Here is a 24,786-nt window from a genome sequence, read left to right on the forward strand (position 1 = left end):
GTCTAACCTTGCATTTTTTGTTTGAGGAGTTTGGGTAACCGCCAAAGCATACCCGCAAATAATCGTGCATGTGCTTGACTCATACCCAAGTTGTCGCGCCAGACATTAAAATGAGAAATTCCATGCTCTGGATAAATAACGGGGGTTGGAACATTAATAAATGCAATATTTTCCCATTTCAGACGGACTAGAATTTCACTGTCGAAACCCATACGTGGCTGGAATTTTGCTTGTTTTAAAATCTTCAAAGTTGGCTCTAAAGGATATACTCGAAAACCACACATGCTGTCTTTAATATCAAAGGATAAACTGTTGATCCAGACCCAGATATGCGTCAAATAACGTCCATACAAGCGTTTCTTGGGGACTGATAAATCAAACATAGGTTGCCCAATCACAACAGCATGAGGTTGTTGCTGAGATAATTGCAAAAACTTATCAATGTCAGCCCAGTGATGTTGTCCATCAGCATCTAATTGTAAGGCATGGCTGAGACCCATTTGCCCTGCATAGTTCAAGCCAGTAATCACGGCCTGACCTTTGCCTTGATTCTGATCATGCTCGATTAAATGAAGCTGTGAATAATCGTGATCCAAAGCTTTCAATTGCTTTGTACATTCAGCATTACTGCCGTCATTCACCACGATCATAGGCAAATTATACTGGTTCAAGGTTGCTATAAGCTTATTAAGATAATGGGGATGATTAAATACTGGAATAACAAAACCATAAGCGTGCATCATATAGTCTCCCGATCCAAATCTTTCAATGCAAACAACAAACGGCCAGAAGCCAGAGTTTGCTCTGCATCAGATAGCTGAAAACTCACTTTATGCTGTTTACGTGTCAGCTTTAATTCAATGACATGATAAGGGCGAATCAGATGCTGAAATTTAAGTTGTTCATAACCATTACACCAATCCAGATCAGCCCAAATGTGTTTGGCAAATGTCTGAATAAATCCAATCTGCCCAACACCAGGATAAATGGGCTGGTTTGGAAAATGCCCTTTAAAACATAGTAGTTCAGGGGTAAATTCCAGTTTCAGTTGACGGCATTCATCTACCTGCGAACGTGATAGAATCACAGGTTCTAACATAGGTTGAAACAAACTTTTTAAATATTGTTTATCCAGCTTAGACTGACTATTTTGTGGCAGTTCTGTCAAGAATCGCCATAAACGTGGAGTCGCAATATTTTCCAACTGACCATGCAATTGTTGTTTTAACCCAGATACAAATGCCTGTTTACCTATTTGTTGCAAGTGTTGATGTGCAGCATCGTGCAACACCACGATACAAGCCAAAAACTGACGCTGTTCCTGCTCTATTAATAGAGCATGACATTGTTTTATCTCTGCTAAGGTTTGGATGGTTTGTTCAATCGCATCCAGACTGAGGCGTTTTTCTTCCAGCTTAATCAAACGATCTGCACGCCCAAGCAATTTAAATCCTGATGCTAAATCAGTAACATCATGCCATTCTGCTAGATCGCCTGTTTCAATCCAATCTGTGCTAAATGCATGCTCAGTTTGTACTTTTAAACATTGTTGCTGAATTTCAACTTTGACATCTGCAAAGGCTTGCCATGCACTTTCATCTTCAGTCCGATAGGCAATTCCACCCGTCTCTGAACTTCCAAAAATCTCAGTGATTGACTGATTAAGCAAAGGTCGGACGCCTTTTTCCAACTTACCGCCAGAAGAAAAAACTGCCAGACTGTTGACTAGCTCCAAATCCAATGTCCAGCGTTTGAGCAAAGCTGGACTTGAAATCACATAGTTTACTAATCCTTGTTCAGCAAAGTGCCTTTGTATGCCAATCACATCTTCTGGGAAAGCCAGTTGTGGGCTATAAAAACTTCGCCCTGTAAGTAATGGCCAAAGCACTTTAAACAATAAACCGTAAATATGCTGATGACTTACGGTTGCTAATGCAATAACGGCTTCAGGCAATGAAAAAGTTTGATTCAGCCCTTTGACCTCATTGAATAATTGAAGGAGAGTACGCTGAATATGTTTTGGTTCACCTGTCGAACCAGAAGTGTAAAAAACGATCTGTGCTTGATCAATAAACTGATCGCTAAAATCAAGTGCAAAGCTAGGCGTAACTTCAGTCGAAGTCTGACGTGATAAAAAGTAAATATTTTGTGCAGCTAAATTTTGCTCAAGCTGCGCAACCCGATGCGGAGGCAACAATACTCTTTTTTTTGCTTGAAGTGCAGCAAACAACAACACCAGAAACTCATAACTGTCTTGTTGCCAAAGCGCCCAAATGCTTTCAGGGCGTAAAGAAATCAATTGCGCTTGCTGCGACACATCCTGCCAAAAAGCAGCAAATGAAATGTGCTGCTGATCAGCAGTAATCGCTAAAGTCTGATGCGACTGAATAAAGGAGTTAAAAAACTTGTTCATCGTTATTGTTCAAACGCTGATGGCGCTTTCTTAAAATAAATTCACCGAGTAAAAGAATGCCCATTAAGACATAAGAAATAAAACCGTTATACAGCACCCAAATCTGTGTAGATGTATAAACAATGGTACACCATGCAATAGCAGCATTTCCAAGGAAAAAACCACACCACACCATAGTGACTTTCCGCGTCCATTGTACGCCAGATTCAGGTAAATCAGGTTGCATGATTCGTGCAAATCGCTCAATCATGGACGGTGGTCGCCATAATGTCGATGCAAATATACCCAAAGCTCCGAGGCTCATCAGAACTGGATAAAATTTAAGCCATGCATGGTCATTCAATATCACGCTTAAGCCACCACATAAAATGGCAAACATGGCCAGTGGCCATAGCAATGCATTAGATTTAAACACCAGACGCGATAAACCCAAAGCCACTAGCAATATGCTGACGGCAAAAAAATGACCATGCGCCAGACTCCAGCCCACAACAAAAGGATAAGCGATAAAAAAGATCGCTGTGATCCATTTCAAAAGTCGATTCATTCCGTTGTCATGTTTTGAATCACAGTCACGACATCATGAACTGTTCTGACATTTTTAAAGTCTTCTGGCTTCACTTGCTTACCAGTTAACTCTTTAATTTTTACAATTAAATCCACTGCATCGATGCTATCAACATCTAAATCCGAATATAGATTGGATTCGAGTTGAATAGTTTCTGGTTCAATTTCGAATAAATCTTCCATCCATTCACGCAAGGTAGAAAGAATATGTTCCTGACTTAACATAGTCACCTCTTATACTTTTTGTTGAGCTTCAACCAAAGTCACCAGACTTTGGATTGAGCGAAAATGCTGTTTGGTTTCATCCGACTCAGCATTTAAATGAATGTTGTAACGTTTCTTCAGGGCAAGTCCTAACTCCAAAGCGTCAATTGAATCTAGTCCTAACCCCTCTCCAAATAATGGTGCCTGATCATCAATATCCTCAATAGCGATGTCTTCAAGCGCTAAAACATCAATAATCATTTGTTTTAATTCGTTGGCCAAATTGCTCATTTAGATAACTCTTGTTTAAAAAAGTGGTGTAAATACTGATTGAGAACGCGAACATTTTTAGGACTGACCGTCAAATCAGAAAGTACCTCTGAAATATGGATGGCATCCAAAACTTTAATCTCAATATGAAAAGGTTTTGAAGGAATGTGATACCACTTTTCATTTTTGGTTAAGGTGGTAGGCGTACAACGAATTAACACAGGTCGAATCGGAACATCGGCACGAATGGCAATATTGGCGGCTCCACGTTGGAACTCATTAATTTGTTCATCTTTTTGTGTCCTTGTTCCTTCAGGAAAAATGATTAACGATGCAGCATTAGGCTGCTGCAAGCGTGTAACACAATCATGGATAAATTGATTAGATCCTGCATTTAAAATGTAACCCGCACTACGTACAGGCCCACGTGTAAATGGGTTTGACCAAAGTGACTGTTTCACTACACAATTGGCTTGCTGCATGAGTCTAATTAATATCACTACATCAATTAAAGTCGGATGATTAGCTATGACCAACTCTTTTTGGCTTTGCTGTAGTTTTTCCAAACCCTCCACCGAATAAGTCATAATACCCAGTTTGACCATCATCTCGGTAAAGCCCTTAAAACTGGTACGAATCACCTGCTGGGCGCGTTGTTGGCGAGTCGCCTGATCATGTGCAGTTAAATTCATTAACGGGGCAACTACCATTGCGATTGCCACGCCCCCAATCCCAAAACTGGCAAAGCTAAAACCTGTTGCCCCGACACGCCAAATATAATTGATTTTATTTTTTAATGATGCCCGATTTAACATTTTTGCCATCCTAGCAGTTTTGTCTGATGCTTATCTTGCCAAAACGCATAAAAATTCAGCGCGTCAATTTGTTGAGTCTGCTCAACGGCACTCAATTCAACATTGGCATGTTCCAGACGAATTAAGGTCGACATTGCAAATGGTTCAAAAACGTGTTGATCCTGATAAATGTCAGGCAAAGGCGCATCATAGTAAACCAGCAAAACTGTTTTGATCTGAGGCTGACTTTTTAAAATGGCATAGGCTTCGATCAATGCTTCTGACCAACCACAACTTAAACTGGTCGAAATGGTATCGTCTTTACATAGAATAGAATAAAGGCCCGCAATTGCATTATGAACCGAGGTTGAAAATTGTGTAGGTGACGGCGTTTGACTGGTTAAAACATCCTGCAAAATAGCCAGTGTTTTTGTTTCATCGCCATAACGCGAGACCCAAACAATATACTCAACAGGGTTCTGCTCTAACGTTTGCATGGCTATATTGATCGCCATTTTTGCCAAAGGCGAAAGTCTTCTGCGCTGCATGGCAGGCAAAGACTCTAGCGCCGTACACTCATCTTGTGTACAGCACAGTCGAAGCGCAGATAGATGAAGTCTGATCATGCTGAATGCGAGCCTATGACAAAGGGGGAAGAAATTGGTGCAAAATTATAGCACCAGTCTCCAAATTAACAAAAAATTACATTTTATCTGAAATAACAATGAGATGCAGTGCTTTTAAATAAAAAAACCCCGAAACTGAATCGGGGTTTAAAATTATGGGGAATTTAACGTTTAAATTTTTTCTCTGCTTTTTTGAATTTCTGAATATAACGACGACGACGTGCAGCCACACGTTCATCCAATTGCGACTTACGTCCTTCAAATGGGTTTTCAGAGGTTTTAAAATCAATTCGAACCGGAGTACCTTCAAGTTTATAAACTTTACGGAACACATTCTCCAGATAACGACGATAGTCAGCTGGCGTTTTGTCCACTTTATTTCCATGAATGACAATAGTGGGTGGATTTTGTCCACCCATATGCGCATAACGCATTTTTATTCGGCGACCACTGATCATTGGTGGCTGATGTGCTTCTGTCGCATCATTTAAAATCTGGGTCAATTTTGCTGGCGAAACTTTTAAATTCGCCGACTCATAAGCACGGTGAATCGATGGGTAAAGTTCACCGACTCCCGTTCCATGTAAAGCAGAAATCAAATGAATTTTTGCCCAAGGGATAAAGTCAAAACGACGTTCAACGTCCAGTTTACATTGTTTGCGATCGTATTCAGTCATGTTGTCCCATTTATTAATGGCGATCACCATGGCACGACCTGCTTCAAGCGCGTAACCAATTAAATGTAAGTCTTGTTCTACGATCCCATCACGAGCATCTGCCACCACAACAACAACATGCGCATCTTTCATCGCCTGTAACGTTTTCACGACTGAGAATTTCTCAATCATTTCATCAACTTTACCTTTACGACGTACACCTGCGGTATCGATCAACGTGTATTTACGACCATCACGCTCAAACGGAATATAAACCGAATCACGTGTAGTTCCTGGTTGGTCAAATGCCACCACACGATCTTCACCCAATAAGCGGTTGACCAACGTAGACTTACCGACATTTGGACGACCAATAATGGCTAAACGCAAGCCCGTATTTTTATCGTGTTCTTCTGAACTTTCATCCTCTGGTACATCTGCAAGCACATCTTCAAGCATCTGGGCTACACCACGCCCATGGCTCGCGGCAACGTGTAAAGGTTCACCAAAACCTAGTTTATAAAACTCAACCACTGCCGCTTCCGCATGCACACCATCTACTTTATTTGCGACCAGATAAACTTTCTTGCCAAGACTACGTATTTCACGCGCAATTTGTTCATCTGAGGCTAAAAGCCCTGCACGTGCATCAACCACAAAAATAATAATATCGGCTTCATTGATGGCAGTTTTCGATTGCTCAGCCATGTAGGCGTCAATCCCCGCTTCACTCTCACCGATACCGCCAGTATCAACCACAATAAATGATTTATTTTGGTAAACGGCATCACCATATTTACGGTCACGAGTAAGTCCCGCAAAATCGGCAACAAGTGCATCACGACTCTTGGTAATCTGGTTAAATAGCGTTGATTTTCCGACGTTGGGACGACCAATGAGCGCAATAACGGGTTTCATAAATTAACCTACATTCAAGATCAGCCATTTTTTGGCATGAACAAGGAAATAATAAGGAAGATTTTAGGTCAAGGACCTGAATAAAAAACAACGGGGTTTTGAATATTGTGTATTCAAACACCCCGACGAATATGAAGCATAAAATTCGCTAGCTGCTAGTTTAGCACAAGCCCGTCTAAAATTAACGATTTTGCCAAACAGTAAATGCACCTTTGCGTGTTGATACATAAAGCTGATTATCCACGACACGCAAAGTACGCACTTCACCACTAGTTTTGGATCGGCCAACAAGCTCTCCACTGTTTGGATCAATCAGATGCAAATAACCATCCAAATCACCTACCACTAAGTCGGAACCTAACATCACTGGATTACTCAGTTGACGATGCATCAGAACATCACTTTCCCATGCTTTTTCGCCTGTGGTCAGGTTATAGGCCACCAGTTTTCCATCGGTTTGTGCCACGAATACTCTGTCATTGCTGACCTCAGCACGTTTATTACTGCTCGCATCTTCGCTCCAAACGACTTGCTGTGCAGCAACATCAATCACAGTAACTTGCCCCTGATAACTGGTCGTCACGAGAAACTGACCCACGACTACTGGATCACCATCGATATCAATCAGACGTTGTACATCTGAACGCCCTTCACTGACTGCAACACGGCGCTGAAAACGTGGGACACCACTAATCACATCAATCCCATAGACATATGCATTAGCAGATGCAACTATTACAGTATAATCATCCAACATCACAGGTGATGGCTGTCCACGCAGGCTGAATTGCACATTCGGCATTTTATAGGCCCAAAGCTGCTGCCCAGTTTTTACATCATGCGCAAATACCGTGCCATCATTGGCAATAGTAATCGCACGTCCATCATGCACCAGAGACGGACTAAGCAAAGCTCCACTTAGTTGAGCTTGCCATTTTTGTTGACCCGTTGCCTGATCCAGAGCAAACAATTCACCTTTGGCAGTTCCCACTAGCACTACGCCTTCTTTGGCTTCAACACCTGACGTCAAGCCGTGTTTATTTACACGAGTTTCCCATAGACGTTGTTTACCACGATAGGCAGAGACTTCACCTTTTGGATTGACAATAAAATTCACGCCATTATCAGAGTCAAGCTGCAAACGTAGTGGATCTGCTTCGTTTGTTGAAGAAACACTTTGTGAAAATACTGGAACCAGCGTTTTTGCCTGTGCCAGTTTTGGCAAAGGATTCGGTTTCGGCTCTTCCACCTTAAGTTTATTACTTGAGCAACCAACTAAAGCTGCTGCAACCAATGCAAGCGCAAACGGGAGCGTAAATTTTCTATCCATTAAGACTTATCCACCTGTGTGTCTAAAATCGGGCGTTCAATCTCAGGATCATCTACTAAAACGCCAACACTTTCGAGTTTAATTTGTAAAATTTGACGCTCTTGCTTGCGCTTTAATAAATCATCCCATGCGCTTTGATACGCTTTTTTTGCAGAAGCAATATCTTTTTTAGCGACATAAATATCGCCACGAGCCTCTTCAGCCGTTGCTTTGAATGCAGGATCAGTGACTAAAGCCAATGTTTTCAAGGCATCATCATATTTATTTTGTGCAAGTTGAGCGTAAGCCAGACGAAGTTTAACCAGTTGTAATAAACCATCATCATTAAGCTTTGAGTTTTCAACTTTCTTCAATGACTTTTCTGCTGCTGCATAATCGGCTTTGTCATACGCTACCTTCGCCAGCATCAGTTCAGTTTGAATCGCTTGTACTGAATCTGGCGCATCTTTGGTAATTTTATCTGCTGACGCATATAAATTACTTAGAGCATCTGGGTTTGATTCAGCACCTTGCGCCTGATCTATTAACTGCTGTACTTTTGCAGTACGCACCTGATTTTCAGCTAGTGTTTTTTTCTGCCAATATTGCCATCCAAAAAAGGCGATGAGCGCAATTAAAATACCGCTAATAATGGCAGAGCCATATTTTTTCCCGAACGACTTTAAATGATCCAGTTGTTCTTCTTCAGTTAACGCACTCATCTACGTTCCTTATCCTTCAGCTTTTTCGCTTATTTTGCCAATTTTTCAGTTAAAAATGAAACCAGTTGATCAATCGCTACATTGGATTGTTCAGCTGTTGCCAGCTCTTTTACATTTAATTCACCAGCTTCCCATTCACGCTCGCCCAAAATCATGGCGTACACGGCACCTGACTGGTCTGCTTTTTTCATCTGGCTTTTCATACTGCCCTGAGAACCTGTTTTGAGACGAAGCTGGCTATTAATTGCTTCAAGCTGATCACGCAATTGTTCTGCCAAAATCAAAGCACGTCCCTGATACGCAGGTTCGGCTACCAAAAACACGTCACAATCACGCGTTTCCTGAGCGTGTTCTACTTGTTCTAGAAGCAACAGTAAACGCTCCATTCCCATAGCAAAACCAACAGCAGGAACCGATTGATCCACTTTACCTTTCAACTGACCAACCAAACCATCATAACGTCCACCTGCACAAACCGTGCCCTGTGAACCGAGTGCTGTAGTCGTCCATTCAAAAACGGTTTTATTATAATAATCCAGACCGCGTACCAATTTTTGGTTAATCACAAAAGAAATACCCGCATCACTTAAATACTGTTGCAGTTGTTTAAAGTGATTCATGCTGTCTTCTTTAAGAAAGTCATGCAATTTCGGTGCATTTTCCAGAATTTTTTGAGTTGATTCAATCTTTGAATCTAAAATCCGTAAAGGATTGGTCGTCAAACGGCGTTGTGAATCCTCATCTAGCGCGTCTTTATGTTGGGTCAAAAACTCCACCAAGGCAGTGCGATATTCTGCACGCTCGTCCATCTCGCCCAGAGTATTCAGTTCCAATTGAACTTTATCTGCCACGCCCATACGTTTCCATAAACGTGCTGTCAATAAAATGACTTCAGCATCAATATCAGGCGTTGCGACCCCAAAAGTTTCCACACCAAACTGATGAAACTGGCGATAACGTCCCTTTTGTGGTTTTTCATAACGAAACATCGGTCCAAGATACCAGACTCGTGGAGTTGCACCCCGCAATAAGTTATGTTCTAGCATCGCGCGAACGCAACCTGCAGTACCTTCAGGGCGCAAGGTCAATGATTCAGGCGGAGTTCCCTTGTCAAAAAAGGTATACATTTCTTTTTCAACAATATCGGTCGCATCACCAATGGCGCGTTTAAATAAACCTGTTTGTTCAACAATCGGCAATCGAATTTGCTGATAGCCATAAGTATCCATTAAAGATGCCAGATGTTGTTCTAAACGTCTCCACGCAGCCGTCTGACTTGGAAGAATATCGTTAAAACCTTTAATTGCAACAATTGAACTCATGACCTACTCAAAACTTGTACGGATAATTTCTTTAGATTTAGCTTCTTCTAACGCTTTCACACGTTCACGAACCATCGATTCGATTTCTTCGACCAATTGATCTGTGTCAATCAAATGGCTTTTTTCACCATTGCGATAGACCAATGAGCGAGGAGACGCGCCTACCACCCCAATATCTGCCTCTTTGGCTTCGCCCGGTCCATTGACTTTACAACCGATCACGGAAACATCCATAGGCGTACGCACATCTTCAAGACGCTCTTCCAACATCTGCATCACTTTAATCACATTAAATTCTTGACGTGAACAGCTTGGACAAGCAATAAAGTTAATGCCGTTAGAACGTAATCCCAATGATTTTAAAATATCAAAGCCGATTTTAATTTCATCTTCTGGCTCGGCGGCAAGTGAAATACGCATGGTATCGCCAATACCTTCCATGAGTAAACCACCTAACGCGATCGCGGATTTAACCGTACCTGTACGGTAGATACCCGCTTCCGTCACACCGAGATGTAAGGGATTATCAATCTGCTGGGAAAGTAGGCGATAAGCATCCATCGTCAGAAACACATTAGAAGCTTTGACGCTGACTTTAAACTCGTGAAAATCCAGTCGATCCAGAATATCAATATGACGTAGTGCAGATTCAAGCAATGCTTGTCCTGTAGGTTCGCCATATTTTTTCTGTAGATCTTTTTCCAGAGATCCTGCATTGACCCCGATACGAATTGAAATGCCATGATGGCGCGCAGCAGCCACTACTTCACGAACTTTCTGATCGGAACCAATATTTCCTGGGTTAATACGCAGACAATCAGCACCATAATCTGCAACTGCCAGTGCAATTTTATGATCAAAATGGATATCGGCAACCAAAGGAACCGTCACTCTTTTACGAATTTCACCAAAAGCTTCTGCTGCTTCCATCGAAGGCACAGACACACGCATAATGTCCGCACCCGCATCAGCACAGCGTTGAATCTGCGCCACAGTAGCATCTACATCACAAGTTTCAGTATTGGTCATGCTTTGCACACTTATAGGTGCATCGCCACCGACATAAACTGAACCAACACGAATTTTTCGTGTTGGTCGACGCTTGATTGGATTCTCGATCATTGTTTTTCTCTCATTTACTCTTCATTAACGAGATAAACGGAAATCTGCTTTCCCATTTACCGTATATGGAGACAATGAAATCGGTTCTTGGTTTAGGCTTAATGACACAGCAGCTGCATCATCCAGACGAATTTGAAATGGTGATTGACCATTTAGGCTCAAAGTAGATGCCTGACGACCAGTTGCCAGTACTTTTCCGGTTGAATCAACAATGTGTACTGAAGTGGGACGATTAAAATTAAGCACCAACTCATCTCCAGAAGTCGCTGCTCCATTATTTAATGGCAATACTTCAACACTTGAGCTTTGTGGCGCAACTGCATTCGTTTTCTTGGCCGACCAGTTTTGAAACATCGTTACGATAGTCCCAATAATGATCAAAGCTACAATCAAAATAAGGCTACGCTTTAACCATTTTCGATTACGATCACTTTTTGAACCTGGCAATTTCCCCATAATTTTAATGGGAGAATTAGTTAAGGCATGATTTGGTAATAGGCCTGTATCATTGGCATAAATTTCATCAAAACGCTGAATAATTGCAGTCGCATCCGTTTTTAAGTATTTCGCATAAGAACGATAATAGCCTTTGATAAACGCAGGTTCTGGCAAGCTTTTATAATCATCTTGTTCCAAAGCAGTCAATGTCTTAGGCGGCATATTTAAATCAGATGCCACATCATTCAGCTCAAGTTTCTGGCCAAGACGAATCTGGCGTAAGTACTCACCTGGACGTTGAACATTTCCTAATGCTGAAGTAGGTGAACTTGAGCCAGTTGGCTGCTGTGAATTAGGATTTATTTCCATACGGCCTCAGTACTATACTGTAATTGCAAATAACGTTTATATTCTGAACTGTCAGGGAATAAAGCACGAAGTTGATTCACCAGTGCCTGCATTCCTAGTCGATCACCATTGGCTCGTGCAACACGAATACCGACCCAAAGCGCACGTGCACCTTGGTTGGTCTGCCCAACTGTACGCACATATTGTTCATACATTTGTGTTGCCGCTGGTATTTGCTGTTGCAAATAAAAAATCTCTGCCAACTCTAACATAGATACGTAAGAGTCGCGGTTTGCCTGTAAAGCTTGTTTGAACGACTTTTCAGCATTCACACGATCTTCAAGCAATACATATATACGCCCCAGATTTTCAAGGGCACGATAACGCTGATCATACCCAAGTGTTGCCCCTGCAATAGTGAATTGTTCAATCGCATCATTATAACGTTGTTGTTGATACAAGTACGTACCATAATTATTACGAGCCTGTGCATTATTCGGATCTTCTGAGATTGAACGTTTAAAATACGTCTCCGCTCGCTCCCGATTGGTTGCACTGCCTTCTTGTTGTAAGAGTACGCCCATCATCATATTGGCCATGGAGTCACGAGAATTAACTTCCAATGCCTGATCCAGTGAGCGCTTGGCAGCATCCAGATCACCTGACTTAATATATTCAGCAGCCAGTTGTGTCCGCACCTGCACAGCTTTTTTAGGGTCTTTGTTTGTTTTTTGAGATTGGCATCCCGTTACCAGCAACGCCATTAAACATGCTGCAATCCAGACTGTGGAACGTGAAGTGAATCTACTCAACAACTCTACCCCCAATGTATTATCCCTGTGAACGAATAATCTCTTGCCGCTCTGCGACTTTCTTTTTCCATTGTTCAGCACGACGGGTTCGATCTGCAACCTGTCCTACCAGTTGACCACATGCCGCATCGATATCATCACCACGTGTCTGTCGAATCGTACACACAAATCCAGCATCAGACAAAGTTTTTTGAAAGGCAATAATCCGATTTCGACTAGAACGACCATATGGTGCATGTGGAAACGGGTTAAATGGAATCAAATTTATTTTACTTGGTAAATTTTTTAATAATTTAATCAACTGCTGTGCATGTTCAGCATGATCATTTACGCCATCCAGCATTACATATTCAATGGTGACATGTTTACGCGTGCTTTCATTGCCATCTTTGGCCAAATAACGCTGACAGGCTGCGATTAATTGCTCAAGTGGATATTTTTTATTAATGGGAACCAACTCATTACGCAACTCATCATTGGGTGCATGTAATGAAATGGCGAGTGCCACATCAATATCCTGTGCCAGTTGATCAATCTTGGGAACGACACCAGAAGTGGATAAAGTCACACGGCGTTTGGACATGCCATACGCAAAATCATCCAACATTAACTGCATTGAGCTGAGTACGGCATTGTAATTTAACAATGGTTCACCCATGCCCATCATGACGACATTCGTCACAGAACGCTCACGTTCTGCCACAGGCACTTCTTCCATATAGGAATAGTTTGCCATCCAAAGCTGTCCAATAATTTCATCAGGTGTTAAATCACGTTGAAAACCTTGCTTACCCGTAGAGCAAAATGAACAATCCAGCGCACAACCTACTTGTGAAGAAATACATAGAGTTTTACGTGAACCTGTCTTATCTTCGGCAGGAATCAACACAGTTTCGACTAATGAACCTGCACCATCACCGACACGGAACACCCATTTACGGGTTCCATCTTTGGAATAGTGACGATGTACGACTTCAGGCGCTTTAATTTCACACACCTGTTCAAGTTTAGTGCGCAATTTACCAGAGATATTGGTCATCTCAGCAAAGTCAGTCACAAAATACTGATGAATCCACTTCATCACCTGACCCGCACGAAACTTTTTCTCTCCTAATTGTTCAAAAAATCCCTCTAGTTCTGTGCGAGACATACCCAATAGATTGACTTTGGCACGGACAGTATTTTGCACTGCATCAACAGGCTGTGCATGTTCTGTTGGTGCTGGGAGATCTATTACAGAAGTCATGAGATTACCTAAACCATAGAAGTGGCGAAGAAATATTGCCTAATATTTCAGCAAATTTATTCAAAAAAAAATAAAAAACCAGATAAGTATAATACCACTTATCTGGTTTGGATGCTCTCGATTAACGAGTGCGTGGGAAGATCTCTTCAGCAGCGAAGAAATATGCAATTTCACGCTCAGCAGATGCTACAGAGTCAGAACCGTGTGCAGCATTTTCATCGATGCTAGTCGCGAAATCAGCACGGATTGTACCTGGAGCCGCTTCTTTCGGGTTAGTTGCACCCAAAATTTCACGGTGAGCAAGAACTGCATTTTCACCTTCAAGCGCAGATACAACGACTGGACCAGAAGTCATGAATGCAACTAGGTCAGCAAAAAAACCACGTTCTTTGTGCTCTGCATAGAAGCCTTCAGCTTCTGCTTGAGACAAATGCTTGTATTTGATTGCAACTGGTTTCAAACCAGCTTTTTCAAAACGTGCAATGATTTCGCCAATGTGGTTCTTACCAACTGCATCTGGTTTGATGATTGATAAAGTACGTTCGATTGCCATGAGTGGCTCCTCGCTTAAAATTTTAAACGTAAAAAATTGGGCGCATTATACCGATGTAAACAGTAATAATCAGCCTTGAATATGTAAAAGTTATAAATTTCCGATGATTTTTTAACGAACTTCGTCAATCCATGCCATTTGAATGGCTTCTAGCAGCCCTTCAGTCGATTTGGTAGGGTCATCAGAGAAATCTGGCAAAGCACAAATCCATGCATGTAAATCAGTAAAACGAACCCATTGTGGATCAACATCTGGGTGTGCATCACTCAGCTCAATTGCAATATCAATGGTATCCGTCCAGCGTAAGCCCATGGTATGTCCTGTTGTCTCAATCAAATGAATGCTACTTTAGCAAATTTCAGACGAAGCGAACATGTGAACTGTTTGATTTATGAATGAAGTGATACTTCTTCAAATTTATAAATGAATACTCATTAAAGGTGCTGCAAAAATAATCCCGCAACCTACCACTGTCCCAATAACAGCACCGACGATCACATCGCTGGGATAATGTAAACCAAGCACCATACGCGACAAAGCCACCAAAATGGTAAATGGCAGCATAATAACCACCAGAACAGGTTGAATATAACCCAACGCAATACTTGCCATAACTGCATGCAAAGTATGGCCTGAAGGAAAGCTAAAATGATCCAACGGACGTTCGCCCAACACAATTACTTGATGCACCTGATAAGGGCGTGGGCGTGTCGTTTTATGTTTTAAAAATTTGTAAATTCCGGTGCCTACGGAACCACCCAACAACAAGTAAATGATTTGTAAACCATAAAATAGCCCTTGTGATAGCCAAACCATAAACAGCATGACGTACCAAAATAGACCATCGCCGAGCCGGCTAATGATTTTAAAAAATTGGGCAATTCGCTGTGAATGCGAAAAATGGTTGAGATACAAACAACCTTTTAAATCCAAATCCAGTATTCTAATTTTAGCGTTTTTAAAATTCATGGTGACACTCCTCTCGCTTAAACGGAGATTTATACCCGGTAGAACTCTTTAACGACCTGGTATAAGGCTTGTTCCATTTGATATACAGGTTGTTGCCAACCACTTTGCCGAACATGCTGAAGTGCATGTATTCCCATCTGCTTTAGCTGCTGTCGTGCCGGTAGCTGGTATAAAGCCTGAATAAATGCATTCACTTGACCTAACGGACTTAACCAGCCACTGATCCCATGTTCAACATACTGACTAGCACAAGCATAATCATAAGCAACCACAGGCAAACCACTCGCCATAGCTTCCAGTACAACATTACCAAAGGTTTCGACCTGACTGGCAAATACAAAAACATCAGCACTTGCATAAGCAGTTGCAAGATTCTTGCCAGTTAAACTTCCTGTAAAAATAACCTCACAATTTTCTGCTAATTGTTCTAAACGCATACGATCAGGCCCATCACCTACAATCACCAGTTTAAATTTACGATGTAGCATGCGCTGTATACTGGCATAACTTTGAATTAATAACTCAATTTCTTTCTCAGGAGACAAACGTCCAACATACAACATAACAGTTGTATCATCGGAGGCATCCCAACTTGCTCGTAATTTCTGACAGCGATATTGCGGAGAAAACCTTTCTGTATCGACCCCACGTCCTACGATGCTTAATGGACAGGTAATGCCAAAACCACGTAAGGCTTTTTCAGTATCCTTACTGGGTACACAAGTCATATCCGTACTGTTGTGAAACCAGCGTAAATAGCCCTGAATCGGTTTGAGCAAAAATGCGAGATCAAAGAATCGGCTAAAATCCTGAAAAGGAGAATGAAAGCCACTAGACACGGGAATATTTCGGGCTCTGGCTGCATGCAGTGCTGTTAGTCCCAACGGCCCCTCTGTCACAATATGTACTACATCTGGCGAGAATGTAGCAAAAGCCTTACTCACTTTTACATATTGAGGCCAACCAAATTGTAAGCCAGGATATTTAGGTAGGGTTTGTGATATCACTAGACATTCTTTATTAGGTGAAAATTCTTCACACTTCAGGCGTTGCTGTGGTCGTACCAGTAAAATTTTATGTCCCTGCTGCTGTAAACCCTTACACAATTGCAGTAAAGATAGTGCCACTCCATTAATTTCAGGTGGCCATGTCTCAGTGACAATAGCAATTTTGAGTTTAGGACGTACCAACTTATCTAGTTCATGCCAATCCTGTCTAATTTTTGTATGTCTGTTTTTAAAGTAGAATTTAAAATTTTCAGGGAAATTTTCTTGTTTTAGCAGCGTTGTAGCGAATGAACCTTGCATACAACTATCCATTTGATTTATTTTCATAGCTCAAATATTAGACAGCTGTTTTGACATTTTGATGATAATGGGATGACAGTTTTTTGACAGAAAAAAAAGAGCATATCGAAATATGCTCTTTTTATTTATTCAACTTGCTTAAGCATTATGGATGATTTTGCAATTTGGCATAATCCAGCAATACATTTGCCGCTTCATTTACAAAGGTTTCTTCCTCAGGCAAAGGCGGACGCGCATTAATCTTCATTTTGGCACGAGATTCGCTCAATGCATCTAAAGAAGCCTGATAACTTTCCCAATTACTAAATGGTTTTAGGCCTGTTGCTGCACGGCGCTGATTTTCAGCATCTAATGTTTGTTTTTCCAGTCTTAAAATTTCTGCCTTACGTTGATCAATATCTAAGACGATACGCTTTTGATCTTTGGTTTCATCAGCAATGGCACGGCGTGCTTCAAGATATTTGAATTGTGGATCGACCGCAACGCGAACTTTTGATTCCTGAGACAACTTTTCAACATAAGGCTGAATCGAACCTTCACGCTTAAATGGTGCAGTTGGAATAGTATCCCATTTCAACGCATTTTTAGCCTTACGTTCGCCAAACTCTTCATCATAAATATCGACCAGTTTAATGTCTGGAATCACCCCTTTATTTTGGGTACTTCCACCAGTAATACGATAGAATTTACGTTGGGTCAATGTTGCCTGACCATGAGCCAGTGTATCTAATTGAACCTGCGCCGTTCCCTTGCCCGTCGTGGTACTACCAATCACAATACCACGTTCATAATCCTGAATCGCGGCTGAGTAGATTTCACTGGCAGAAGCAGAAGCTAGATTCACCAAAATTGCGAGTGGACCCGCATAAGTCTGAGCGCCGCCATCATTATCTTCAAATACGCTCACATTGCCATTACCGTCACGAATTTGTACCACTGGCCCTGATTTAATCACTTGCCCCAACATACGTGCCACTTCTTCAAGTGAACCACCTGGGTTGTTACGCAAGTCAATAAGAATACCATCAACATTTTTAGCAGAAAGTGACTTCAAGGCATTATTGGTATCTTCAGAAACCGAACGATACTCCGTTCCCGCACGGCGCGCACGATAGTTTAAATAAAATGACGGGATTTCAATCACACCAAATGTATGTTTTTTACCATCACGCATAATGTCAATAGTACGTGAACGCACGCCGGCATCTTCTTCCTGAATCACATCACGTACCAGACTGACGGTACGCGCCTGACTCATGGATGCGCCCGGCCCTAGCAACTTAATGGTAACCTTCGTGCCACGCTTACCACGAATTAACCCGACAATTTCAGCACTTGACCAGCCAATCACATCGACCATTTTATCGCCATCTTGAGCAACCCCAATAATGCGATCGCCAGATTTAACCTGACCCGATTTACTCGCTGGGCCACCTTCTACGATGGTTTCGATTTTAATGTAGTCTTCATTGCCACGTTCAGGACGAATCGAAACACCAATCCCCTCTAACTGCAAAGTGGTTTGACGATTTAACTCCATTGCATCAATCGGAGGGTAGTAATTACTGTGTGGATCGTAAGTTGCCATCATGGCATTCAACGTTTTGTCCAGCACATCGTCACTCTTGACACGACTAATGCGCTCAAGTTGACGGGTATAACGTTTTGTGAGGGTTTGAACAGGCGTTAAATCTTCGGGACTCGTTAAATCCTGACCATTTGCCAACTCTGGGTTGTCTTTCAAGGCTTTTTGTTTAGCCAGATCTTCTTCTTTACTAATGGTGAGGTTAATTAACTGCGACACCAACATTTTACGCCAGTAATCCTGCTGTTCAGCCGTATTTTTAAAATACGCTGCTTTTTCACGATCTGTATCAATAAAGACATTAGGCTGATGCAAGTTTTGTGGTTTTTTCAATTCAGACAACATGTACTCATAGAAAGCACGTAAACGTTTACGATATTGATCATGAATTGCATAAGGCCCCGTCAAATTACCCGCTTTAAGCGCGGCACCGAACGTTGAACCATATTTTGTTTTGTAATCTTGAACTTCTGAAGCCAGAAATAAAGAATGATCAGGATCTAGACTGTCCAGATACATATCTAAAATACGATTGGACGTATTAGCATCCAAACGCATATTTAAATAATGCTGACGGTCTACTAAGGTCGCTAACTGGCGAGACACTAGCGCTTGTTCCTGAGTCGGTTGAATGGTTTGAGAGATGGCCGCAGGTGCAGTATCAGTTGCCGCAATTGCTTCGTTTATCGCATGTGTGAAGAACAATCCACCAGTCGCGACTGCAACTGCACAAGCTATCATTTGAAGTTTCATAAATTTTTAATACTTCCTTGGATTTTCCAATATTACATGCTGTGCCATCGACCCCGAATGTCACAGATTCAACATGTTACCCAACTTAATTTGTGTATGTCGTGTAGTTTTATCATATTCTATGCTGGCAGAATGTAGCAAATCATTGCAAAATTCAGCTATTGTTTTATCCAGAAATTAGACGAGCAACCTTTATGATCGGCGCTTTGATGCTAGACATTGCTGGCACAGAACTTACACAAGAAGATATTGAACTCTTACGCGCTCCGCAAGTCGGTGGCATGATTTTATTTGCAAGAAATATTGAATCGCCACAGCAAGTGCGTGCATTAACAGATCACATGCGTCAAATCCGTCCCGATATTTTGGTTGCAGTCGATCAAGAAGGTGGTCGTGTACAGCGCTTAAGAACAGGATTTACTTTATTACCAGCCATGGGACGTTTTGGTGAGTTATATCAACATCAGCCAGAACAAGCGATCCAACTAGCACAACAATGCGGTTGGTTAATGGCAACCGAAGTTTTAGCAGTAGGCATTGATTTTAGTTTTGCTCCTGTTTTAGACATTAATGATATCAGTGATGTAATCGGCGATCGTGGTTTTGCCAAAAATTCACAGGATATCGTGCCATTAGCAGCTGCATTTATGAAAGGGATGCAACACGCTGGTATGGCAACTACAGGCAAGCACTTCCCTGGCCACGGTTCAGTACAAGCGGATTCTCATGTTGCCGCGGCTGTTGATTCACGTAGTTATGATGATATTTATCAAAAAGATATGCAAACCTTTATCCAGTTGATGCCGCAACTGGACGCATTAATGCCTGCGCATGTAATTTATGAACAGGTTGACCCGAACCCAGCAGGTTTTTCTCCATTCTGGATTCAAGAAATCTTGCGTAAGCAATTAGATTTTGATGGGGTATTGTTCTCCGATGACCTGAGCATGCAAGCGGCCTGTGTTGCTGGAGGAGCAGATGCACGTTTACAGGCTGCGCTCTCAGCAGGCTGTGATATGGGTCTAGTATGTAATGACCGTTCATCGGCTTGTATAGCCCTAGATGCAATTAAACATCTGGCTTTACCAAATCAGGAACGCTTAGAGCGTATGCGAGGTAAGATTCCTGAGTTAGAAATAGGAAGTCAACTTTCGTTAGGATCTATCTGGCAGTCTCATAAAATGCAGATTGAGAAATTCAAAGATAGCTTTTAAAGTATTGAAGGCTATAATAAAGTCATTTTTACATCATGACTATACGGTTATATTCATGATGTTTAAAATCAAACATGGATGATAAATAAAATAATAGGCTCAGGAATATGACCCAACCCCTTTCAAAACATCGACATATCTCTTTTACAGCCCACTACACAGGTTATATCTGGTATCAAATGGGGATCTCCCATCAAGCATTTGCGACAAAGAAAGGAAAGTCTTTAGCCGCGCTTGTCCATCCGCTGGAAAGTTGGGCAGAAAAATATGTTGGTGGCAGTATGCGCAGCACTCTGAAACAGCGGCATACTTTACTGGATGATCAGCTCAAAACGCTAATTGAACAACACCCTCAGTTACAGGTATTAGAAATTGCCAGTGGTCTTTCACCACGAGGCTGGTGGTTTAGACAACATTACCCTAAGATTATCTATCGTGAGCTAGACTTACCGGATATGGCTCAAACCAAGCAGGCTGCATTGCAACAGATCGAGACCAATGCACCCGAAATGCTATCCGTTGATTTATTTACCGAAGAATTTAAACAGGCCTTTGATTTATTTAATCCCTCCTTTCCTTTGGTAGTGATTAGTGAAGGACTGATTAATTATTTTGAGAAACCTTTACTAGCTCAATTAGTACAATCAATTGCTCAATATGGGAATCAGTTTCAGGAACTTCATTATCTCACGGACTTATACCCTGAACCTGTCAAAAATAAACTGGCAAATATTATCTGGAGTAGCAGTAAACTTCTAAAATGGATGTCACGTAGCGCTTTTAGCTTTCACTTTACCACACCAGCGGATGTAGAGAAATTCTTTGCAGATAATGGCTTCAATGATGTAGAAGTGACACAGCCAAAAAGTTATTTTGACTCTGAAAGCACCCACCAACCTCATGCTGATGAGCATTTAGGCGATTTAGTCTGGACAATTCATGCCAGCAATAAAAATCAGCATTAAAAATGCTGTTTTACCCTCCATCTTTCCAATAAAAAACAGCGTCAAAAACGCTGTTTTTTATCCCCAAAATAACGCGGCAAGATATGGCTTCTTAGATACCCCTATTCGCGTTACACCACCTCAGCGTACTGAAGTTGATGTTCTTTTTGCCGCGCAACATAGCGCAGCAAACGATCAGCGACAGCAAAACTGCCATGCTTAAAGATCGCTCTCACTCCTGATGTATCAACCTGAAAAATCAGACATTCGATACTAAATACACCCTCTTCATCTTCTAAATGTAAAGCCAAGTCTCGTGGATAACCTTCAACACGTTGGGCTTCACTTGGCTGATCAAGTTGTAGTAATACCCCAAAGAAGCTTAAGTCGCTAATTGTCACATTAAACTGTTCTGACAAGTAACGATGCGTCAGTTGAGTATGTGGCTGCATAACCTCTATACGCTCTTCTCCACGACGATCCATATTTTTTATTTGTTCACGAGTCATTGGAATAATCCCATCCAAAGTGTGAATGGACTCGCCATTTAAATACGTTGCAAACAAGTGCATGGTTTCTTTACGGCGTTGAAGCTGAGGTACGTGGTCGGCATTGGCAATCAACGCGAACTGCATATCAGGACATTGCAAAGCAAAATTGGCATTTTCAAAAGGCAAAGTAAAACTATCGTACTGACCTGCAGCCACTAAAGTTTTGCATTGTGGAATTGGTACATCTTTTAAACGCAATAGACGATTACAATTGATCTCATAACGCAAACGTTCAGTTTTGGTAAATTCAGCCATTTGGCGGAAAAACAAACGTCTGGCTGTCGGTGACATACGGGTTTTATCCATTTTGGCATGATTCACCAAATATAAAATCACCGCTTGACCAAATTCCTCCATCCGATCTTCTTGCATCAACTTAAGTGACTCTTCCAGAATCATACGCCAGCTTTTACGTGTCTTTTGCATGACCCCCATCAGCACCATACGATCAACCAGTTCAGGTCGCTGATGAGCAAATGAAGAGGCGACAACTGAGCCAAGTGACATTCCCATCATAGAGACTTTGGAAATCCCCACAATATCCAGCCACTCACCCAACATTCTAGATAAGTCTGACAGCTCAAGTGTTCCAGCAGAAACAGCCGTATCACGATTAGTGATCTGTTGATTAGCTCCCATCGAAGGTAAATCAATTAAAATGACGGGCCCACAAGCAAAAAGTTGCTCTACACAGTATTTATAAGAATTAAAATTTTGAAAAGCACCACCCACAATCACAATGGGCGTTTGATGAATTGTGCGTACATCAGCCATGGCCATGTACTCAACTTTCCATCCATCAATCCACGTTTCGCGAGCAGATTGTTTAAAAATATCTTTATGATAAAGATCAAAGAAACCAAAAGGTGAACCTGCTTGGTGAAGATCCGCGTCCATCTGGATAATGGAATTCATTTCCTGCCTCCTGCCTGCGTTGTTTTTTATCTATGCAAGCTCCGTTCCATGCGACACAACGGCTATGTATCCTTACTCAATATTTTTGTATAACGTCAATAGCCTTATTGTTTCATTCTATACAGATGTGACTTTTTTAAGCAACCCGTTTCATAACCGCTCATCTAGTTTCGTGATTTTTTCAAGTTTCAAAATATGAATGAGCACAGTAAACATGTCACATTTTTTTATAAAATAATTAATTTGCTCAAAGTTCCAGCCTGATGATGACTATACCAATCTAACCATAGCCTGTTACTATGCACAATACTCTCATAGATTTTTAAACGATCAAAGACTGCTATGCACGATTCAATTGAACAATATATGCAAACAGTGGGTCAACATGCGCGTCAGGCTTCACGTCTGCTTGCCAGTGCATCAACCCTAGTCAAAAACAATGCGCTTTCCGCCATTTTTACAGCACTTGAAGATCGTCAACCGCAAATTTTAGCGGCCAATGTGATCGACATGCAAAAAGCGCATGAAAACAACTTGGATAGTGCCCTACTTGATCGTTTAGAACTTACCCCCGCGCGCTTTAAAGGTATGTTACAAGGCTTAAAAGATGTAATTGCCCTCAAGGATCCTATTGGTGAAATTACCGATATGTCTTACCGCCCAACTGGTATTCAACTTGGTAAAATGCGAGTTCCTTTGGGTGTGGTCGGAATGATTTATGAATCACGTCCCAATGTGACACTTGAAGCAGCATCTCTGGCACTGAAATCTGGTAATGCTATTATTTTACGTGGTGGCTCAGAAGCGCTTGAATCAAATAAGGCAATTGCAGAAGCAATTCAACATGGGCTAAAAAAAGCAGGCTTATCTGAACATGCGGTTCAAGTGATTGCAACATCTGATCGTGCCGCAGTTGGTCAATTAATTACCATGACTGAATATGTGGATGTGATTATTCCACGGGGTGGCAAAGGCTTGATTGAACGGATTACCCATGAAGCACGTATTCCTGTAATCAAACATCTTGACGGAAATTGTCACGTTTTTGTTGAAGCAGAAGCAGATTTACATAAAGCACTGCCAATTGCTCTAAATGCTAAAACTCACCGTTATGGTGTTTGTAACGCGATGGAAACGCTATTGGTCGATGAAAACATTGCCGAGGAATTTTTACCACGCATTGCAGAACTCTATGCAGAAAAACATGTGGAACTGCGTGGCTGCGCACAGACACGCCGTATACTCGGTGAAAATGTGAAAGTAGCGACAGAAGAAGATTGGTATACGGAATATTTAGCCCCCATTCTTGCCATTAAAGTGGTTTCAGGGATTGATGAAGCGATTGAACACATCAATAAATATGGGTCACACCATACAGATGCGATTATTACTGAAAATTATTCTCTAGTTCGTAAATTTCTGGCAGAAGTGGACTCCAGCTCAGTCATGATCAATGCATCTACCCGTTTTGCCGATGGTTTTGAATATGGTCTGGGTGCAGAAATTGGTATCTCCACCGATAAAATCCATGCACGTGGCCCTGTGGGCTTAGAAGGCTTAACTTCTCAAAAATGGATCGTATTTGGTGACGGGCAAATCCGCCAATAAATCACTAAATACTAAGATATGCTGAGGGTTTTGTAGCAAAAGCGGCAAAACCCTTTTATTTGAATATGTATAATAAAACTCTAATAGCAAAAACAACAAACAGGTAAATTTATGTTTTTTTATCTCATTATTTCCACATTTGTTCTGGCAATCATCGTGTCTTTATTGGTGATGAAAATTTTTTCCAACTCTATTAACAGTATATTGGCCCGAATTATTCATGATCCCATTTATACCGCTTGGGCACGTTATACCAAATTTGCTGGAATGGTAGTGGGCGTATCTTCGGGTATCCGAATTTATGATATGGAAAAATATATTACGCCACTGACATATACTGGCAAAGATGAAAAGAATATTGTACTGCCATTAACCCATGAACGCTGGTTTCTGGAAATTTATCGTACCATCATTGAAACCCTACAAGGTCTGGCATGGATGATGCTGGTTTTTTTCATGGTCTCTTTGATTGCCTATGTAATCGTACGCTGGTCAGAAATGAAATATCAAATTAAATAAATTGCAACATACCCACGCTATAAAAGCAAAATGCTTCACGCTATATTGAATTTGGAAAAAATAAAATTAGGTTGGAAATTCGTTGGTTTTAACTCATGAAT

The 24,786-nt window shown here is 41.4% G+C and carries 25 protein-coding genes; 4 read left to right on the top strand and 21 right to left on the bottom strand.

What is annotated here, in order from left to right; all coding sequences use genetic code 11:
• Positions 1-2: 2 nt before the first annotated feature.
• The 20 genes from IAE19_RS08985 to IAE19_RS09080 all read right to left on the bottom strand — a co-directional run bounded on the left by IAE19_RS08985 (position 3) and on the right by IAE19_RS09080 (position 18,934).
• Positions 3-743 carry a glycosyltransferase family 2 protein gene (locus tag IAE19_RS08985; protein WP_227612219.1) on the bottom strand — a complete coding sequence of 247 codons (741 nt, stop codon included), beginning with the start codon at positions 741-743 and terminating at the stop codon, positions 3-5.
• The gene (locus IAE19_RS08990; RefSeq protein ID WP_200460600.1) at positions 740-2,413 is read right to left on the bottom strand and encodes an AMP-binding protein; all 1,674 of its coding nucleotides are present in this window, start codon (positions 2,411-2,413) and stop codon (positions 740-742) included. The genes IAE19_RS08985 and IAE19_RS08990 overlap by 4 nt, the downstream gene beginning before the upstream one ends.
• Positions 2,397-2,960, bottom strand: coding sequence for a septation protein IspZ (locus IAE19_RS08995; RefSeq protein WP_200460601.1), 564 nt, complete (start codon positions 2,958-2,960; stop codon positions 2,397-2,399). The genes IAE19_RS08990 and IAE19_RS08995 overlap by 17 nt, the downstream gene beginning before the upstream one ends.
• On the bottom strand, positions 2,957-3,211 hold the full coding sequence (locus IAE19_RS09000) for an acyl carrier protein (protein WP_200460602.1): 255 nt from the start codon (positions 3,209-3,211) through the stop codon (positions 2,957-2,959). Before IAE19_RS09000 ends, IAE19_RS08995 begins: the two co-directional genes overlap by 4 nt.
• A gap of 3 nt (positions 3,212-3,214) precedes the next feature.
• Positions 3,215-3,475 (bottom strand): phosphopantetheine-binding protein, encoded by a 261-nt coding sequence (locus tag IAE19_RS09005; RefSeq protein WP_200460603.1) that lies wholly within the window; start codon positions 3,473-3,475, stop codon positions 3,215-3,217.
• Entirely contained in the window at positions 3,472-4,269 is a 798-nt protein-coding gene (locus IAE19_RS09010) for a lysophospholipid acyltransferase family protein (RefSeq protein WP_200460604.1), read from the bottom strand. Before IAE19_RS09010 ends, IAE19_RS09005 begins: the two co-directional genes overlap by 4 nt.
• Entirely contained in the window at positions 4,263-4,874 is a 612-nt protein-coding gene (locus tag IAE19_RS09015) for a beta-ketoacyl synthase chain length factor (RefSeq protein WP_200460605.1), read from the bottom strand. Before IAE19_RS09015 ends, IAE19_RS09010 begins: the two co-directional genes overlap by 7 nt.
• Positions 4,875-5,038: 164 nt before the next feature.
• On the bottom strand, positions 5,039-6,448 hold the full coding sequence (gene der, locus IAE19_RS09020) for a ribosome biogenesis GTPase Der (protein WP_200460606.1): 1,410 nt from the start codon (positions 6,446-6,448) through the stop codon (positions 5,039-5,041).
• A gap of 181 nt (positions 6,449-6,629) precedes the next feature.
• Positions 6,630-7,778 carry an outer membrane protein assembly factor BamB gene (gene bamB, locus IAE19_RS09025; protein ID WP_200460607.1) on the bottom strand — a complete coding sequence of 383 codons (1,149 nt, stop codon included), beginning with the start codon at positions 7,776-7,778 and terminating at the stop codon, positions 6,630-6,632.
• On the bottom strand, positions 7,778-8,479 hold the full coding sequence (locus IAE19_RS09030) for a YfgM family protein (RefSeq protein WP_200460608.1): 702 nt from the start codon (positions 8,477-8,479) through the stop codon (positions 7,778-7,780). Before IAE19_RS09030 ends, bamB begins: the two co-directional genes overlap by 1 nt.
• A gap of 29 nt (positions 8,480-8,508) precedes the next feature.
• Entirely contained in the window at positions 8,509-9,801 is a 1,293-nt protein-coding gene (gene hisS, locus IAE19_RS09035; protein ID WP_200460609.1) for a histidine--tRNA ligase, read from the bottom strand.
• Between the two features lie 3 nt (positions 9,802-9,804).
• The gene (ispG, locus tag IAE19_RS09040; RefSeq protein WP_200460610.1) at positions 9,805-10,923 is read right to left on the bottom strand and encodes a flavodoxin-dependent (E)-4-hydroxy-3-methylbut-2-enyl-diphosphate synthase; all 1,119 of its coding nucleotides are present in this window, start codon (positions 10,921-10,923) and stop codon (positions 9,805-9,807) included.
• Positions 10,924-10,947: 24 nt separating this feature from the next.
• The gene (locus tag IAE19_RS09045; RefSeq protein ID WP_200460611.1) at positions 10,948-11,730 is read right to left on the bottom strand and encodes a helix-turn-helix domain-containing protein; all 783 of its coding nucleotides are present in this window, start codon (positions 11,728-11,730) and stop codon (positions 10,948-10,950) included.
• Positions 11,721-12,473 carry a type IV pilus biogenesis/stability protein PilW gene (gene pilW, locus IAE19_RS09050; protein WP_200460657.1) on the bottom strand — a complete coding sequence of 251 codons (753 nt, stop codon included), beginning with the start codon at positions 12,471-12,473 and terminating at the stop codon, positions 11,721-11,723. The genes IAE19_RS09045 and pilW overlap by 10 nt, the downstream gene beginning before the upstream one ends.
• A 67-nt stretch (positions 12,474-12,540) precedes the next feature.
• The gene (gene rlmN / locus IAE19_RS09055) at positions 12,541-13,767 is read right to left on the bottom strand and encodes a 23S rRNA (adenine(2503)-C(2))-methyltransferase RlmN (RefSeq protein WP_200460612.1); all 1,227 of its coding nucleotides are present in this window, start codon (positions 13,765-13,767) and stop codon (positions 12,541-12,543) included.
• A 121-nt stretch (positions 13,768-13,888) separates the two neighbouring features.
• Positions 13,889-14,320, bottom strand: a complete 432-nt coding sequence (gene ndk, locus IAE19_RS09060) for a nucleoside-diphosphate kinase (RefSeq protein ID WP_004994861.1) — start codon at positions 14,318-14,320, stop codon at positions 13,889-13,891.
• 111 nt (positions 14,321-14,431) lie between these two features.
• Positions 14,432-14,632 carry a Fe-S cluster assembly protein IscX gene (gene iscX, locus IAE19_RS09065; protein WP_200460613.1) on the bottom strand — a complete coding sequence of 67 codons (201 nt, stop codon included), beginning with the start codon at positions 14,630-14,632 and terminating at the stop codon, positions 14,432-14,434.
• Positions 14,633-14,737: 105 nt separating this feature from the next.
• Entirely contained in the window at positions 14,738-15,289 is a 552-nt protein-coding gene (locus IAE19_RS09070) for a phosphatase PAP2 family protein (protein WP_200460614.1), read from the bottom strand.
• A gap of 29 nt (positions 15,290-15,318) precedes the next feature.
• Complete coding sequence (locus IAE19_RS09075; protein WP_200460615.1) at positions 15,319-16,596, bottom strand: glycosyltransferase family 4 protein; 1,278 nt, start codon at positions 16,594-16,596, stop codon at positions 15,319-15,321.
• 145 nt (positions 16,597-16,741) lie between these two features.
• Entirely contained in the window at positions 16,742-18,934 is a 2,193-nt protein-coding gene (locus tag IAE19_RS09080) for a carboxy terminal-processing peptidase (protein WP_200460616.1), read from the bottom strand.
• A 194-nt stretch (positions 18,935-19,128) separates the two neighbouring features.
• Here IAE19_RS09080 and nagZ point away from each other — a divergent pair, with 194 nt between their 5' ends.
• Both nagZ and IAE19_RS09090 read left to right on the top strand, forming a co-directional pair.
• Positions 19,129-20,148 carry a beta-N-acetylhexosaminidase gene (gene nagZ / locus IAE19_RS09085; protein ID WP_200460617.1) on the top strand — a complete coding sequence of 340 codons (1,020 nt, stop codon included), beginning with the start codon at positions 19,129-19,131 and terminating at the stop codon, positions 20,146-20,148.
• Positions 20,149-20,255: 107 nt separating this feature from the next.
• Positions 20,256-21,113 (top strand): class I SAM-dependent methyltransferase, encoded by an 858-nt coding sequence (locus tag IAE19_RS09090; RefSeq protein WP_200460618.1) that lies wholly within the window; start codon positions 20,256-20,258, stop codon positions 21,111-21,113.
• Between the two features lie 110 nt (positions 21,114-21,223).
• Here the strand turns inward: IAE19_RS09090 and IAE19_RS09095 are convergent, their stop codons facing one another.
• On the bottom strand, positions 21,224-22,558 hold the full coding sequence (locus tag IAE19_RS09095; protein WP_200460619.1) for an alpha/beta fold hydrolase: 1,335 nt from the start codon (positions 22,556-22,558) through the stop codon (positions 21,224-21,226).
• Positions 22,559-22,900: 342 nt separating this feature from the next.
• Here IAE19_RS09095 and IAE19_RS09100 point away from each other — a divergent pair, with 342 nt between their 5' ends.
• Together IAE19_RS09100 and IAE19_RS09105 are read left to right on the top strand one after the other, a co-directional pair.
• On the top strand, positions 22,901-24,166 hold the full coding sequence (locus tag IAE19_RS09100; protein WP_200460620.1) for a glutamate-5-semialdehyde dehydrogenase: 1,266 nt from the start codon (positions 22,901-22,903) through the stop codon (positions 24,164-24,166).
• A 111-nt stretch (positions 24,167-24,277) separates the two neighbouring features.
• The gene (locus IAE19_RS09105; RefSeq protein WP_200460621.1) at positions 24,278-24,685 is read left to right on the top strand and encodes a hypothetical protein; all 408 of its coding nucleotides are present in this window, start codon (positions 24,278-24,280) and stop codon (positions 24,683-24,685) included.
• Positions 24,686-24,786: the final 101 nt, after the last annotated feature.

Source organism: Acinetobacter sp. S40 (genome assembly GCF_016624705.1).
Lineage (GTDB): Bacteria > Pseudomonadota > Gammaproteobacteria > Pseudomonadales > Moraxellaceae > Acinetobacter.